A 15,243-nucleotide genomic window follows, 5' to 3' on the forward strand; every position below is an offset into this window, starting at 1 on the left:
TCATTATATACATGTTTTAAAGGTTCGATCGTGTCCGCCTCCCATAGCTCAATATCATTATTTTATCCTAAATTGTCAAAAGCGGCATAACAACAAGCTAAAACAGCCCAATCCCGAAGAATTGAGCTGTTGTCCCGTTATATAAACATATTAATAATCATAATAAATGCAATGGCGCTAACGGAAATGATGGTCTCCATAGCCGTCCATGTCAAGAACGTCTCTTTGATGGTCATACCAAAATACTCTTTGATCAGCCAAAAACCAGAGTCATTGACATGAGACAAAATCAGTGAACCCGCTCCTGTTGCTAAAACAAGCAGCTCTCTGCTCACATCCGGCATGGATGCAGCGATTGGGGCTACAATTCCGGCCGCTGTCATCATGGATACTGTAGCAGATCCTGTTGCCACACGAATAACCGCAGCAATCAGCCAGCTAAGTAAAATCGGTGAGATTGGGGAGTGTTTGGCTAAATCAGCAATATAATCCCCAACACCTGAATCGATCAGTACATTATTGAACGCTCCGCCTGCACCAATCACAAGCAGAATGGAAGCGATCGGTCCCAAACATTCATTACTAAATGACAGCACTCGGTCACGGCTCATCCCATGTATAAAGCCAAGGCTAAAGAAAGAATACACTGTTGCAATCAATAAAGCTGTTATGGGATCTCCAATGTACTTGAACATCTGATACCACATACTATCCTCTGGCAAAATAATATCCGCCAACGTGGCAAGCAGCATAAGAATGACCGGCACCAAAATGGTAAACATCGTATTCGCAAAACCAGGAAGCTTCCGATCAGCATGTCGTTCCGTGAATTGCTTTCTGAGCATCTCTGGAACTGGTTTATGTATTCGTTTTCCAATCCACTTACCATACAGCGGTCCAGCGATAATAGCTGTTGGCAAACCGACGATGATTGAAAAGAAAATCGTTTTCCCCACGTTGGCATGATAGATGCCTACTGCTGCCATTGCAGCTGGATGAGGCGGGACTAACCCATGCACAACAGACAAGCCTGCGATTAATGAAATCCCAATCGTCACGAGCGAAATGCCCGTTTCAATCGCAATGGTAAAGAGTAAAGGAATGAGAAGAACAAATCCGACCTGGAAAAAGACAGGTATCCCCACGATAAAGGCTACAAACATCATCGCCCAATGCACATTCTTCGTCCCAAATCGGCTGATGAGTGTTTGAGCGATCCGCTCAGCTCCCCCTGACTCAGCCATCATTTTCCCAAGCATGGTTCCAAGCGCTAGCACAATTGCGAGTAACGATAACGTGTTCCCTAATCCCGTTTTAATCGATTGAATGATTTCCTGTAAATCCATTCCTGTAGCAAAGCCTACTAGCATAGAGGTAATGATCAAACTCACAAACGGATTCAACTTAGCGACTGTAATGAGAATGAGTAAAAGGACAATCGCCGCAATCACAATGAATAAAAGCATGTTCTCCCACCTTTTCCCCGATGTTTAACGATTTTGTTTTAATTGCAACGCACTAATGACATCAAATTCATCCTTCAGTTTGTCATAGAGACGCTCATATAAATAAAACAGCTCTATGTATGTTTCGTTGTTCTTCATATTTGGTTCATGGCGGGCAGAAATACGAATCCATTCCTGCACCTCTTCTATCTCTTCCATATGACCTAAACTATGAAGTGCAAGGACAGCCGCCCCAAGTGCGGAAGCCTCGTAGCTTTCTGGAACGAGCACTTCTCTGCCCATCGTATCTGCCAAAATCTGTCGCCATAGAGGGGATCTCGCAAATCCACCAGAAGCCCTGACATCCTTCGCTGGACCTGTTAAATCTCTTAGTGCCACACCGATCGAGAAAACACTCATAATGACGCCTTCTAACACGGCTCTAATAAAGTGCTCGCGCTTATGCTGAAGACCAATCCCAAAGAACGTGCCTCTTGCGTTTGGATTCCAATAAGGTGCTCGCTCACCTGTTAAAAATGGTAGAAACAGCAGTCCTTCTGAGCCAGCTGGAACCTTTTCTGCAATATCAATCATCAGATCGTAAGGGTCTACACCTAGACGCTTTGCTACCTCCACCTCTGACGACCCAAATTCATCCTTCAGCCATCTCAGCATAATCCCGCCGTTATTGGTCGGCCCTCCGACCACCCAATGCTTGTCCGTCAATGCATAGCAAAATGTTCTTGATTGCTCATCTGTAATTGGCTGATCTACGACTGTACGTACTGCACCACTTGTCCCAATCGTGACTGCTACCTCACCTTTGCCAATCGCACCAACACCAAGATTCGCTAATACACCGTCATTTGCACCCACAACAAATGGTGTATCTTCTTCAATGCCCATTCGCAGCGCAATTTCTGGCTGAAGACCACGCAGCTGATGCGTCGTTGGAACAAGTTCAGACAGCTGATTCACCTGAATTCCTGCAATGCGTAGTGCCTCCTCGTCCCATTGAAGCGTTTCCAATCGGAACAGTCCTGTTGCTGATGCGATTGAATAATCGACCACATACTGACCGAAGAAATGATAAAGAACATACTCTTTGATGGAAATGAATTTTGCTGCCTGATTGAAGAGGTCAGGTGTCATTTCCTTGATCCATCGTATTTTTGAAAGCGGTGACATTGGATGGATCGGTGTTCCGGTTCTTTTATAAATTTGAAAGCCATCTAAGTCCGTTATGATTCGTTTCGCTTGTTCTGCACTTCTGTTATCAGCCCAAATGATACTGTTTGTTAATGCTTTTCCATTCTCATCCATGACGATTAAGGAATGCATCGCCGTACTAATTCCCACACCTATGAGGTTTTTTGCATCAAATGCTGCTTTCGTCAATGCGCCTCTTACACTCGCAATCACAGCATCTAAAATATGTTCAGGGTTCTGCTCAACCCATGCTGGCTGGGGGTGAATGAGGTCATAAGGAACAGAATGCTTTGATATGACTTTCCCCTGTGGTCCAAATAGAACCGCCTTTGTACTTGTTGTTCCAATATCCAAACCAATTACCGCCTGGTTTCCCTTCATCTGTATCACGCCCAATCATTGATTTGAAATAAAGTGTCGTGGTGCCGGTGTACCTGATAAATCCCATTATAGGAATATTTTTTTCGACATTCAACGACCAAAAAGAAAATAATTTTCATTTAAAACCTTAGAATCGTTACCACAACAGCATTTTTCACTAATAGAAAAATTTATTTTTGAAACCATTACACTCTTTTTTGAGAGATGGTTTCTCTCATTTGCTTTAAGTTTGTTAATGTTTCCTGCTGCCTTAAATGTGCAAGCGCAAAATATAGCACATCAATCACAGTAAGCTGGGCAAGCCTAGCAGACATCGCTTCCGTTCGGAAAGCCGTTTCTTGCGTTGATGTATACAGCGTGACATCTGCAAGCTGACTCAATGGAGAACGCTGATAGCTTGTAATGCCAATGGTTTTCGCTCCTTTTTCCTTGGCTGTTTTCATCGCATCCAGTAAATCCTTATTTCGACCAGAATGAGATATACCAAGCACTGTGCTCTTTTGATCAAGCAGGCCTGCCGACATCGCTTGAAAGTGAGAATCTGTATGAACAATACAGTTGATGCCTGTTCTCATAAATTTGTGGAAAGCATCTGTGGCGATGAGGCCAGACCCACCACTTCCATAAAACTCTAAGCGCTCTGCCTCATGGATTAATTGTACGGCTTTTTCTACATCTTCTGGATTCAACAATTGAAAACTATCCTTTAATGCAGTGATGTTCGCCTGAAATACCTTTTGCATAAAAACGGCAGTATCATCGTCAAGACTCATCTCTTCATCTACATAATCAGGCTTCGTTTGGTCTATTTCCTGGGCAATAGCAATCTTCAAATCTTGATACCCCTCAAATCCAAGCCTTTTACAAAGACGAAAAATCGTTGCCTCTGAGCTCGCTGTCTTTTTGGCAAGCTCGACAATCGACAAATGGATGATGTCGCGGGGCTCACTTGTAATGTGCTCAGCAATTGCTTTCAGTTTTGGCGGCAATCCTCTGCTTGCTGCCCTTATCTTATCCATACTACTTAAACTGACAGAAGCCAATTGACTTCACTCCTTCCTCATTCATGTGAGCGCATACATTTCCTCATGTTCCCATCTTATAAAAAAGAAGCCTGTTTGCACAGACTTCTTTTTTAAGAATTCAAGACTTTGATCATTAAATCAAAAAACCCTTCAGCATCTACATCCATACACACTTGAAGATTGCGATCTTTTCCCCATTGGTGCTGAAAATCACATATCATTTGACCATCGCAGAACTCACTCTTCGTCTCCACTTCTACATGAAAAGCCTGTGTATTCACAAGTTGTTTATCAATTGCAAGACTTACAGCAAGCGGATCATGCATGGCACATGCCCACACCCCATTCCGCTCAAAATAGCGCTGGCGGTAAATGCTTGTGCTCTCTCTGATATAACTGGCTAACGTTTCATTTTGAATGGCATCAATTCTCTCATCCGTTAACAAGACCTGTCTCGTGACATCCAGCCCTACTTGAGTCAATGAAGGGAAACCTGCCTCCAGCACCAATTTCGCCGCTTCTGGATCTGCATATGTATTAAATTCCGCAACCGGTGTGACATTCCCCTGTCCCTGCACGACACCTCCCATAAAAATGACTTCTTTCACATGATGAATCAGCTCAGGGCATTTTTTTACCGCAAGGGCTAAATTCGTTAACGGCCCTGTCAACACAAGCGTAACCTGCTTCGAATACTTCAGCACTTGGTCAATGATAAAATCAGGCGCAAAACCTTCATCTGCGGTCTTCTTAGACCGGGCTTCCTTTAAAGCGCCACCAATTCCATCCTCCCCATGCACCCGATGTTCATAATGAGGGGCTCTTAAAAGAGGCGTTACTGCACCTTTGATGACAGGGATTTCCTCTGCCTCAACCAGCTCAAGCACTTTACACGTATTCAACGTCGCCGCTTCAACAGACACATTCCCGCACACCGTTGTGATCCCCAACATATCAAACCGCTTACTTTTCACTGCAAGCAAAATACCAATCGCATCATCAATTCCAGTGTCTACATCCAAGATCAATTTCTTTTTATTTGCCATGGATGAAATCTCTCCTTTAAATGAAAGTGTTTTTATTGATTAATAGCATATTACTTTAGTCATCATTTATAGGGAACAAACTGATAACGAATGTTTTTTACTCTTTTTCTCCAATATCCTTGAGATACTGTTCACGTTCTTTTTCAGAGAGACTATTCAAAAAATTTTCTTTCACTTTAGGTTCATCTTTATATTCATCCCAGTCTATAAAACGATCTGATAAATCAGGGGAATGACTCATCGAACCGATTTCGTTAGTTTTGTATATTAATGATGCAGAAAAGTGATATTTTTCTGCATCATTATTTATATATCCATCAACTGTGACATAACCCATAGGGCTTATAGATACATTCTTTTTAAATGTAATAGTTTTAATAAAATTGTGAATATCTTCTTTATGTAGGCGTTCTTCAATTTTTGGCTTCATCTTTTCTGCGAATTCTTCTGCCTTAACTTGATCGCTTTTTTCTTCCACGATAGTCTTACCTCCAGAATCACTTGATTTTTTTTCCTTAACTTGTTGTAGTATAAGTGTCACTACCAAAATGATTGCAATAGTGAACAAAAGAAATACAATTTTCAACGTGCTTTTCATCAAAAATATCCACCTTCAAATATTTTTATTAATAGATTTTCTCGCTCATATTATAGATATTTAATATACTTTAAATTATAATATTCATGATAAATATTACAGGAGTGACAATTTTGTCTAAAAATAGATCACACTTTCAACTTAGCGACAAAGACTATAATTTTATTTCGAATGCATCCTATAAAATAGATAATTATAAAAAATATAGTGACATAGCTATAAGCCAGGACAGGAAATTGTATGTCATTGACTATAAAGAAACAGAAAAAGGACTTAACGCATTGACTCTCGTTTCAACGGATGACTATATTAGATCCGGTAAAGGAAAAGACCTCACAAAAATTAAAAACGCCGTCATCGCCTACCGCGGGTCAGAACCGATTGGCGCAGGCCAATATAAAGATACCATTAAAAAACATGGAAAAAAAGAGTCAGATGATCTTCTTTCTACCATTTTGACAAAGCTGCCTCCTTTTAGCCAGTCAGAGACGTCAAAGGAAGTGACGACGAAGGTGACGACAGGGACAACGACCTATACAAATGAGATTGTACAAGATTGGTTGATTTCAGATACGAAGTATTTAATTAAAAATATCCCTTTTGAACACGGCGCAGAGAATCAAATGGTGCAAGCGGACCGGTATGCGAAAGAGATCCATAAGAAAATGCCGAATGCGAAGATGTATGTGACAGGGCATTCACTTGGCGGGTCAAATGCTTCTTATGTTCTTGTCAAAAATGATTTTATTAAAGGCGGGGTCACCTTTGAGAATCCGAATATTTACCCAAATCTATCGGATGGTCTGCAAGCCAAAGCATTAAAAGGTGATTACCGTAGTAGATTAACAGAATATATCAATCTCAATGACGGGCTATCTCTCTTAAATCGACATACGACGGAAATCGGTCGTGTGAAAGTGATGTATGATGCCGCTTTACCTGAAGGCGTCGATTACACTGAGGACTCCTCAAAAGCCGTCCAATTTATGAAAAATCTCCTCAATCGAGCAATGAGTGTGAATCCTTCACTTGATGCGAATTTATTTCTTGAAGCCCTCGCCGGCAGCCATGGCTTAGACCGGTATTCCTTTTCGTCAGATGGCTCCGTTCAAACCATTGATGATATGTTGAGAAAAAACCCTTCTCTCACTGCCGCCATGTTACATCAATTGAGCCAATCAAATGTTCACCCGCAAAGTGTGGTAGCGATTTTAATCAAGTCGCATGTTCTCATGAACACAGGTCGTACATTCTCCACATATGCCGAGCACCATATGCAGCAAATCATTCGCAAAATTGAGAAACTCGATGACAAAGTGGATCAATCGGTAGAACGAGTACGTTCAAGATACAAACAAATTGTCGGTTTTGGCTCGTATGATCAGCTGACGGCTTCAGATGTGGATGCTGTCATTCGCCACTTAAAAACAGAGGGTCTTGACAATGAGTTCTATTCAGTTAAAAAGTATGATGCAGCGATTGATCATGCGATGAATATGAAAAGGTGGTTGGACTCGGTATCAGATGATATGAGCCAGCTAGGAAAACAATACCACGATGCAGATACGGCCCTAGCCAAGAACATGGGTATTTCTTAAGGAGAACGATAAATGGAATTTTCAAAGAAACAACCAACAGATGCAGATCGTTTTTTGCAAAGAATGACAGATACGCATACATCAAGCTCCATTTTCTCAAAAGCAAACTTTAACACGGAAGACATGACACCAGCAGAGCTGGCTGCTTTGAAAGCAAAGATCAAAGAAGAACAGAAAACAGCGCTGATCAGAGCCATCCGGCATCAGCTTCAAAATGAATTTGCAGAGGATCGTCAAGAAGCCAAAAAAATAGTAGATCTGATTGATGACCTTCTGATTAACGTGTACAAACATCAAAGGAACATCCAAACCCATATGTCAGGTGAAGCCATTGACGCCTTAATCGAAAAAATCGAAAAAAGACTCACATTTTTTGAGCTGAAAGAAGATGTTCAATCCACCATCGACTCGATCGGCATTTAAATGAACCTTCTATCCGGTGAATCTTTTCCCTGTCTCACTCGTATATACTAAAAGAGTGATTGATTTGAAAGGAGATCTGTTTGTGGGATATATGTTGTTATTTTCGGTTGTGATCGGTCTTGTCTTGACCCTTTTGCTCACACCACTCAGGTTGATCGTTAGAAAGAAAGGGACTGAACAACAGGTGCCGCTTATGTGGATTGCAGGACTTGCCCTGCTGTTCATCATCGGGATTTTCGGCTTCTACTACATCACCAATTTAGACCGCAACCCATCATCACTGTGGCTCATTGGACTTGTTGTGACAGCAGCAGGTGCCTTTTTATCAGTGGGATTGGAGCGAAAGATCAAAGGCGTATTATTTCTCATTTTATTGTTGCTCGGTGTTTATATGGCAACCGCTTTTCTATTTAATGCAAATGAGAAATTCGACGTGTCTAAAATGGAGCAAAAAGTCGAAATCAAAGCGTTCGATGAGACAGAGACACCTGCGAGTGTACCACCGCAATTTGCTCGCAATAAGATGAAGAAATCGTTCGGACAGGTGCCAAACACGAGTTACTACGAGCTTGGCAGCTTGCAAATTCAGAAGGTCAATGGTGAGTATGTGTATATCGCACCCGTCGAGTTCTCCGATTTCTTTAAATGGATTCGTTCTGGTAGCACACCGGGTTACTTTACATTAAGTGCGACCGACTCATCTGCCAATCCAAAGTTTGTGAAAACCGAGATGGTCTATACGCCTTCTTCCTATTTCAATAAGGAAATTGAGCGGCATATCCGTCTTCAGTATCCAGATTTGATTTTCTATGGAGATACGCAGCTCGAGATCAATGATGATGGCAAGCCTTATTACATCCAAACATTTGGAGATTTCATCTCTGCACGAAACGGGTTTAAAGCTTCAGGTGTGGTTGTTGTGGATGCCAAAACGGGTGAAACGAAGAAATATTCCTTAGACAAAGTACCAGCCTTTATTGATGGCGCTGTTTCGCCAGAGGCCGTCAGTCTGCAAAATAGTTACTTCGGCAACTATGTTCATGGTTTCTGGAACAGTATGTTTGGAAAATCAGATGTGAAACTGCCTTCAGACGAGGGAACGGAAGCCAATGTAAGTCCAGTGTTTGATTCAAAAGGGGATATGTATTACTTCACAGATTTCACCAGTCCAAAAGAGGGCGTTGATTCCATGCTCGGGTATGCACTGACAAATGCCCGAACAGGAAAAGCTACGTATTATACGGGTAATCTTGAAGAATCCTACATGGATTCACAGGGAGCTTTGCAAATTATTGAGAAACGATTTATCGAGAAGAAATGGAAGGGCCGCATGCCGATTCTTTATAATTTCTACGGGGAAGCCAGCTGGCTTACACCTGTTCTCGATTCAAACGGGTTCCTGCAAAACTACTTTATTGTTTCGGCAGCCAATCCTGAGATCGCCGCATACGCTTCTACACCAAATGAAGCACTAAGAGCCTATAAAACAGCTCTTCAAAAAGGCGGCGGTACCGTCAATAGTTCATCAAAGCAAGAAAAGAAAGAGTCAACAGGTAAAGTGAAAAGGGTGTATAAGGAAAAGACCGGTGATTATACAACCGTCACCTTCTTACTAGACGATGGGAAAAACTACACCATGTCATCTGAAAAAGAGCCTCTTATTATTTATTTAAAAGAAGGCGATCAAGTCACCATGAAGTACACAGATACAGGTGAGATTTTCCTACCAGTCGATGAAATCAACATCAAAGGATTATAAAAAAAAGACGTTTCTCCTACTGCGGAGAAGCGTCTTTTCTCTCTTTTCTCAACAACTCAACAAGCAATTCCTTATTCTTATTCCCACCTGTCATCGGGGATTCAACATATGAAAATGTCCGTTTAAAGTCCATTCCCCTCACAGAAATGACAGCCAATTCCCCGCCAATGCTGCCCCGCTGGAGCACATATTTAGATAAAACAGACAGCCCCATTCCATGAATGACAGCTTCTTTAATCGCTTGATTGCTGCTAAATGTCACAAAAGTCCGCGCTTTCAGTCCATTTGATTTCAAGACGTGCTGTAAGTATTCTCCTGTCCCAGATCCTTCTTCTCTTGTGATCCATGTTTCATTTTGCAATTGATCAATGGTGACATCCTTTTTCTTTGCAAACGGATGGTCTAATGGGGCAACGATATACAGTTCATCCTCTAGAAACGTTTCCACAGAGAGTTCTTTGTCATTGGTTTGTCCTTCGATCAGTCCGATGTCGACATGGAACAACCGAACATGTCTAGCGATCGCCTCTGTATTATCAATGACTACCTCAATATCAACATGCGGATAAAGCTGATGAAATTGTGCCAAGATTTGCGGCAGCACATACTCCCCAATGGTAAAACTCGCTCCAATCGTGAGCTTCCCTCGTGCCAGATGATGATGCTCATAAATATCCTGCTTCGCCTGTTCATATAAACGAATGATTTGTTTTGATCGATGGTACAGCATATCCCCAGTTGGCGTCACCGTTAATTGCTTTGGCGAACGATTGAGCAGAACCGTCTGAAATTCCTGCTCCAAATTCTTAATGTGAAGACTGACACTCGGTTGAGAAATCCGTAGCTTCTGAGCTGCTTTTGTAAAGTTTTTCTCTTCTACCACTGTCACAAATGTCTTCAGTGCATCATAATACATCTGTCCCTCTCCTATCAGAAATCTTAATCCTACATCTTCAATACATATATCTTACTAATTCCTTTCGGGATCGTAAAGATCAGTCTAAACGCAATCAATTTAATAAAAATATTTACTAATTTTTTTAAAGACTCTATACTGAAAGGAGATATTTTCTATAGGAGGTGCTGACTTGGCAGCTAAAATAAAGGACATTGCGGAAAAAGCCGGATTATCCATCGCCACCGTGTCTCGCGTATTGAACCAAGATCCCAACCTATCTGTTACAAATCAAACACGTGAGAGAGTATACGCGGCAGCAGAAGCTTTGTCCTATCAAAAAAAGACATTCAAACATTCACTAAAAAAAATTGCCTTTCTCTATTGGATGACTGAAAAAGAAGAGCTTGAAGATATTTATTTTAAATCCATTCGTCTAGGCATCGAGGAACTCACCAATACCCGAAGCTTAAATGTTACCGCTTACAACCCATCTGATGGTCTTCATTCTATTGATCCTTCTACAGAAGGCATCATCGCCATCGGTCGATTTAAAAAAACTGAGCTGGATCAATTATATGCGATCACAAAACATATCGTCTTTATTGATACATCACCAGATGAAGACCGCTTTGATTCTGTAAAACCAAACCTGAAACGAATTGTAGAAAAGATTATTGATTCTTTTATCGAAAAACAGCACACATCCATCGGATTTATTGGCGGGACAGATCTTGATCTCAATACAAATAGGCGGATTCCAGATATTCGTGAAACGACCTTCCGCCAGTACATGACAGCACACAACAAACTGGATGAACAATTGGTCTATATCGGTCACCACTTCTCTGTAGATGAAGGCTATTCATTGATGATGAAGGCGATCGACGAGCTCGGTGATCACCTGCCAACCGCTTTTTGTGTCGCAAGTGATCCTCTTGCGATAGGCTGTTTACAAGCATTAAATGAACGCGGTTTTTCTTTACCAAATCGAGTGAGTGTCTTTAGTATCAACGATATTCACGTCTCTCAATATGTGTCACCACCGCTCACAACTTATCACATCCATACCTCTTTACTTTGCGAAACAGCTGTCGATTTACTTTTAGAAAGACTTGTTGATGGCAGAACATTACCAAAAACCGTGCTGATTGCCTCAGAACCTGTCTTTCGGAAAAGCACGATATAAACAGCTGGAAGGCCTGCCGTATATGGTGGGCTTCTTTTCTCTTTATTTCAGTAAAAAATTTTACTTAATAAATTTAATAAAATGTGTTTACTTTTTTTACTCAAGTTGATATTCTCACATTAAGAAAGCGTTTTCTTATCATCTGTGAAAAAAGAACGAGAGGGGATTACGAATGAAAAAGGGAAAATGGGCGACATTATCGGCAGTCGTTGGTACTGCTGTGCTTCTGCTGTCAGCATGCGGACCAGGAGATGACAATTCAAGCGGTACACAGCCGGCATCTACAGGTACAAAGACCTTGCTAGTGTGGGAGGATGTCAAAAAGTCTGATGGGATTCAAGACGCTGTCAAAGAATTTGAAAAACAAAACGACGTGAAAGTCAAAGTAGTCGAAAAAGCATATGCCGACCAAATTGAAGCGCTTCGTCTTGATGGCGCAGCCGGCACTGGTCCAGATGTCATCACCATGCCTCACGACCAAATTGGATCAGCTGTCACAGAGGGATTGTTACAAGAAATCAAACCAGATCAAAAAGTAATCAATTCCTTCACAGACGAATCGATTCAATCACAAACGGTAGATGGTAAGCTGTATGGCCTGCCAAAATCCGTTGAAACCACTGTGCTTTTCTATAACAAAGACCTTGTGAAAAAGGCACCAACGACACTCGATGGCTGGTATGACCTTTCGAAAAAGCTGACAAAGGACGGGAAATACGGTTTTGTTGCGAAGTGGGATGAAATTTATTACGCACAAAGTGTATTAGGCGGTTCAGGCGGCTATATTTTCAAACAGAAAAACGATGGGTCTTATGACGTCAATGATATTGGTCTTAATAACGATGGTGCCATCGAAGGCGGAAAATACATTCAGACATTCTTTAGCGAAGGTCTTTTCCCGAAAGGCATCATTGGTGAGCAAGGAATCAATGTCCTCAATTCCTTATTCACTGAGAAAAAGGCAGCGGCTGTGATTTCTGGTCCATGGTCATTTGGTCCTTATAAAGAAGCGGGTATCGACTATGGCGTGACGGAACTGCCAACACTCCCTAACGGAAAACATATGAGCTCGTTCTTAGGTGTAAAGAGCTACAACGTCTCCTCTTATTCTAAAAATAAAGAACTTGCCGAGAAATTTGTTGAGTTTATCACGAACGAAAAAAATTCGAAAAAGCGCTTTGAAGTCACAGAGGAAATTCCACCAGTGAAAAAGCTGATGAAAGACCCAGTCATTACTGAAAACGCAAATGCGGATGCTGTTTCAAAGCAAACGAAATATGCCACGCTGACACCGAACAATCCAGAAATGGCAGAGGTGTGGAAGCCGATTGACAGTGCATTAGGACTGATTGCGACTGGCCGTACCGATGTGAAAAAAGCATTTGATGATGCGGTCAAACAAATCGACTCGCAAATTAAAGCGAATCACTCCAAATAAACATCAAGCGCAGGTAGCTGTTCATCTATCATGCTGCCTGCACTTGATCTAATTTCATATGAAGTAGGTGTTAGACGTGACGGGTAACCTTGAACTAGACCGCACACACATAGTGGAATCAAAGACACACCGGAGACGGGCGCTAATGTTCTCTCTTATACCCGGGATGGGGCAAATATACAACAAACAGTATGGCAAAGGGGCACTCTTTTTCCTGTTTGGCGTTTCTTTTCTAGTAGTGTTTTATGATTTATTCAATATTGGCTTCTGGGGGCTGTTCACACTTGGTACGATGCTGCCTCGTGACAACTCTGTTTTCCTTTTAGCAAAAGGAATTATTGCACTTTTAACAGCTGGATTTGGCATCGGTTTTTATGTACTCATGATACGAGATGCATTTATGAACGGAAAGAAACGTGATCAAGGGGTTCCGCTTCATTCCATCCGTGCTCAATACCATCAGCTCATCGACCAAGGCTTTCCTTACTTAATGAGCACTCCTGCTTTCTTTTTACTTCTATTCTCTGTTGTCTTTCCTATTATGTTCAGCTTTGCGCTGGCCTTTACAAACTATGATTTATACCACTCGCCTCCTGCCAATCTCATTGATTGGGTAGGCATCAAAAACTTTCAAAATATCTTTTCAATCGATATTTGGAGAGACACATTCATTGATGTACTAGGCTGGACGGTCGTATGGACGTTGGCTGCATCGACCCTTCAATGTGCTGTCGGCATTTTCCTAGCGGTTCTGCTCAATCAAAAAGATTTAAAAGGAAAACGGTTTTTCAGAACGATTTTGATTCTGCCGTGGGCTGTTCCAGGATTTGTGACCATTTTGGTGTTTGCTGGATTGTTTAACGACACGTTTGGTGCGATTAACAATACCCTTTTTGCATCGATTGGAATTGATCCAAAACCATGGCTGACAGATCCATTTTGGAGCAAAATCGCTCTTATTGCGATGCAGACTTGGCTTGGTTTTCCTTTTGTGTTCATTATGACAACTGGCGTTTTGCAGGCCATTCCTGAAGATTTATACGAGGCTGCAACCATTGATGGGGCAAATTTCTTTCAGAAATTCCGTTCCATTACATTACCGCTTGTCCTCTATTCAATTGCACCTATATTAATCACGCAGTATACGTTTAACTTTAACAACTTTAATATCATCTATTTATTTAATGGCGGGGGGCCGCCTGTTGCTGGATCCACAGCGGGGGGCACAGACATCTTAGTGTCTTGGATTTACAAACTGACGATGCAGTCTTCTCAATATGCACTTGCTGCCGCTGTTACGATCTTACTATCAATCTTCGTCATTGCCATTGCACTTTGGCAGTTTAAGAGAACGAATTCCTTCAAAGAGGAGGACATGATGTGATATGGGATCAAAACAAAATAAGCTCATTCGCCTGAGTATCACTTATTTCATCCTTTTCATTGCCTCCGTTTGTATTCTATATCCACTCCTTTGGACGATCGGCGCTTCCTTTAATCCTGGGAACAGCCTGATGAGCACAAGCATGTTTCCGAAGAATCCAACGTTCAGCCACTTTACAGAACTCTTCTTCGGTCAGGGAGCACTTTATGCGAAATGGTATTGGAACTCAATGAAAATCAGTATTGCGACTATGCTCTTAACGTTGATCCTTGTTAGCTTTACAGGTTATGCCTTTTCTAGGTTCCGATTCAAAGGACGCAAGAATGGACTGATGCTCTTTTTGCTGCTGCAAATGATTCCTCAATTTTCAGCACTGATTGCCATATTTGTATTGGCTCAAATGCTTGGACTCATTAACAGCCACCTTGCATTGATTTTGATTTATGCAGGCGGACAAATTCCGATGAATACGTATTTAATGAAAGGCTATCTTGATGCGATTCCAAAGGATCTCGATGAATCAGCCAGAATGGATGGCGCAGGGCATTTCCGGATTTTCATCCAAATTATTATGCCGCTTGCCAAGCCGATTTTAGCCGTTGTTGCCATCAACTCATTTACAGGACCGCTGGGTGATTTCATCATCTCCAGTGTCATTGTCCGCTCACCCGAAATGTATACGCTCCCAATCGGTCTATACAATCTTGTATCAGACAAAATGGGTGCCAGCTACACGACCTTTGCAGCCGGGGCTTTACTCATTGCGATTCCAGTTGCTTTATTGTTTCTTGTTTTACAAAAACAATTTGTATCCGGCCTCACACAAGGCGGGACAAAAGGATAAGGGGAGATT

13 protein-coding genes are annotated in these 15,243 nt (G+C 41.8%); 7 read left to right on the plus strand and 6 right to left on the minus strand.

Translation table 11 applies throughout. The annotated features are described in order from the left end of the window. Positions 1 to 137 precede the first annotated feature (137 nt). From NST09_RS18505 to NST09_RS18525, 5 genes are all read right to left on the minus strand, one after another. On the minus strand, positions 138 to 1,466 hold the full coding sequence (locus NST09_RS18505; RefSeq protein ID WP_046527545.1) for a GntP family permease: 1,329 nt from the start codon (positions 1,464 to 1,466) through the stop codon (positions 138 to 140). A 24-nt stretch (positions 1,467 to 1,490) separates the two neighbouring features. Continuing rightward, positions 1,491 to 3,035 (minus strand): gluconokinase, encoded by a 1,545-nt coding sequence (gene gntK, locus NST09_RS18510; RefSeq protein ID WP_272755497.1) that lies wholly within the window; start codon positions 3,033 to 3,035, stop codon positions 1,491 to 1,493. A gap of 185 nt (positions 3,036 to 3,220) precedes the next feature. Beyond that, positions 3,221 to 4,054 (minus strand): MurR/RpiR family transcriptional regulator, encoded by an 834-nt coding sequence (locus tag NST09_RS18515; protein WP_034646848.1) that lies wholly within the window; start codon positions 4,052 to 4,054, stop codon positions 3,221 to 3,223. A 116-nt stretch (positions 4,055 to 4,170) separates the two neighbouring features. After that, entirely contained in the window at positions 4,171 to 5,106 is a 936-nt protein-coding gene (locus NST09_RS18520) for a nucleoside hydrolase (protein ID WP_342493200.1), read from the minus strand. A 97-nt stretch (positions 5,107 to 5,203) separates the two neighbouring features. After that, positions 5,204 to 5,704 carry a DUF1433 domain-containing protein gene (locus NST09_RS18525; protein ID WP_116306524.1) on the minus strand — a complete coding sequence of 167 codons (501 nt, stop codon included), beginning with the start codon at positions 5,702 to 5,704 and terminating at the stop codon, positions 5,204 to 5,206. A gap of 113 nt (positions 5,705 to 5,817) precedes the next feature. Between NST09_RS18525 and NST09_RS18530 the strand changes: the two genes are divergently transcribed. From NST09_RS18530 to NST09_RS18540, 3 genes are all read left to right on the plus strand, one after another. Then, entirely contained in the window at positions 5,818 to 7,302 is a 1,485-nt protein-coding gene (locus NST09_RS18530) for a lipase (RefSeq protein WP_342493201.1), read from the plus strand. A gap of 12 nt (positions 7,303 to 7,314) precedes the next feature. Continuing rightward, positions 7,315 to 7,725 (plus strand): hypothetical protein, encoded by a 411-nt coding sequence (locus NST09_RS18535; protein WP_116306528.1) that lies wholly within the window; start codon positions 7,315 to 7,317, stop codon positions 7,723 to 7,725. An 82-nt stretch (positions 7,726 to 7,807) separates the two neighbouring features. Then, the gene (locus NST09_RS18540) at positions 7,808 to 9,484 is read left to right on the plus strand and encodes a hypothetical protein (RefSeq protein WP_008347341.1); all 1,677 of its coding nucleotides are present in this window, start codon (positions 7,808 to 7,810) and stop codon (positions 9,482 to 9,484) included. A gap of 16 nt (positions 9,485 to 9,500) precedes the next feature. Here NST09_RS18540 and NST09_RS18545 read toward each other — a convergent pair whose 3' ends face one another. Continuing rightward, positions 9,501 to 10,400 (minus strand): LysR family transcriptional regulator, encoded by a 900-nt coding sequence (locus tag NST09_RS18545; RefSeq protein ID WP_017359912.1) that lies wholly within the window; start codon positions 10,398 to 10,400, stop codon positions 9,501 to 9,503. A gap of 172 nt (positions 10,401 to 10,572) precedes the next feature. On the opposite strand from NST09_RS18545, the gene NST09_RS18550 reads away from it, so the two are divergent. The 4 genes from NST09_RS18550 to NST09_RS18565 all read left to right on the plus strand — a co-directional run bounded on the left by NST09_RS18550 (position 10,573) and on the right by NST09_RS18565 (position 15,234). Continuing rightward, on the plus strand, positions 10,573 to 11,568 hold the full coding sequence (locus NST09_RS18550) for a LacI family DNA-binding transcriptional regulator (RefSeq protein WP_025208261.1): 996 nt from the start codon (positions 10,573 to 10,575) through the stop codon (positions 11,566 to 11,568). A 172-nt stretch (positions 11,569 to 11,740) separates the two neighbouring features. Further along, a complete protein-coding gene (locus tag NST09_RS18555) occupies positions 11,741 to 13,006 on the plus strand; it encodes an extracellular solute-binding protein (protein WP_008347347.1) in 1,266 nt (421 codons plus the stop codon). 145 nt (positions 13,007 to 13,151) lie between these two features. Next, positions 13,152 to 14,390: a sugar ABC transporter permease gene (locus NST09_RS18560; protein ID WP_007497272.1), complete on the plus strand. Its 1,239-nt coding sequence runs from the start codon at positions 13,152 to 13,154 to the stop codon at positions 14,388 to 14,390. A gap of 1 nt (position 14,391) precedes the next feature. Then, positions 14,392 to 15,234 (plus strand): sugar ABC transporter permease, encoded by an 843-nt coding sequence (locus NST09_RS18565; RefSeq protein ID WP_007497274.1) that lies wholly within the window; start codon positions 14,392 to 14,394, stop codon positions 15,232 to 15,234. The last annotated feature ends 9 nt before the right edge of the window (positions 15,235 to 15,243 follow it).

The sequence above is a fragment of the Bacillus sp. FSL W7-1346 genome (assembly GCF_038593335.1).
Lineage (GTDB): Bacteria > Bacillota > Bacilli > Bacillales > Bacillaceae > Bacillus > Bacillus altitudinis.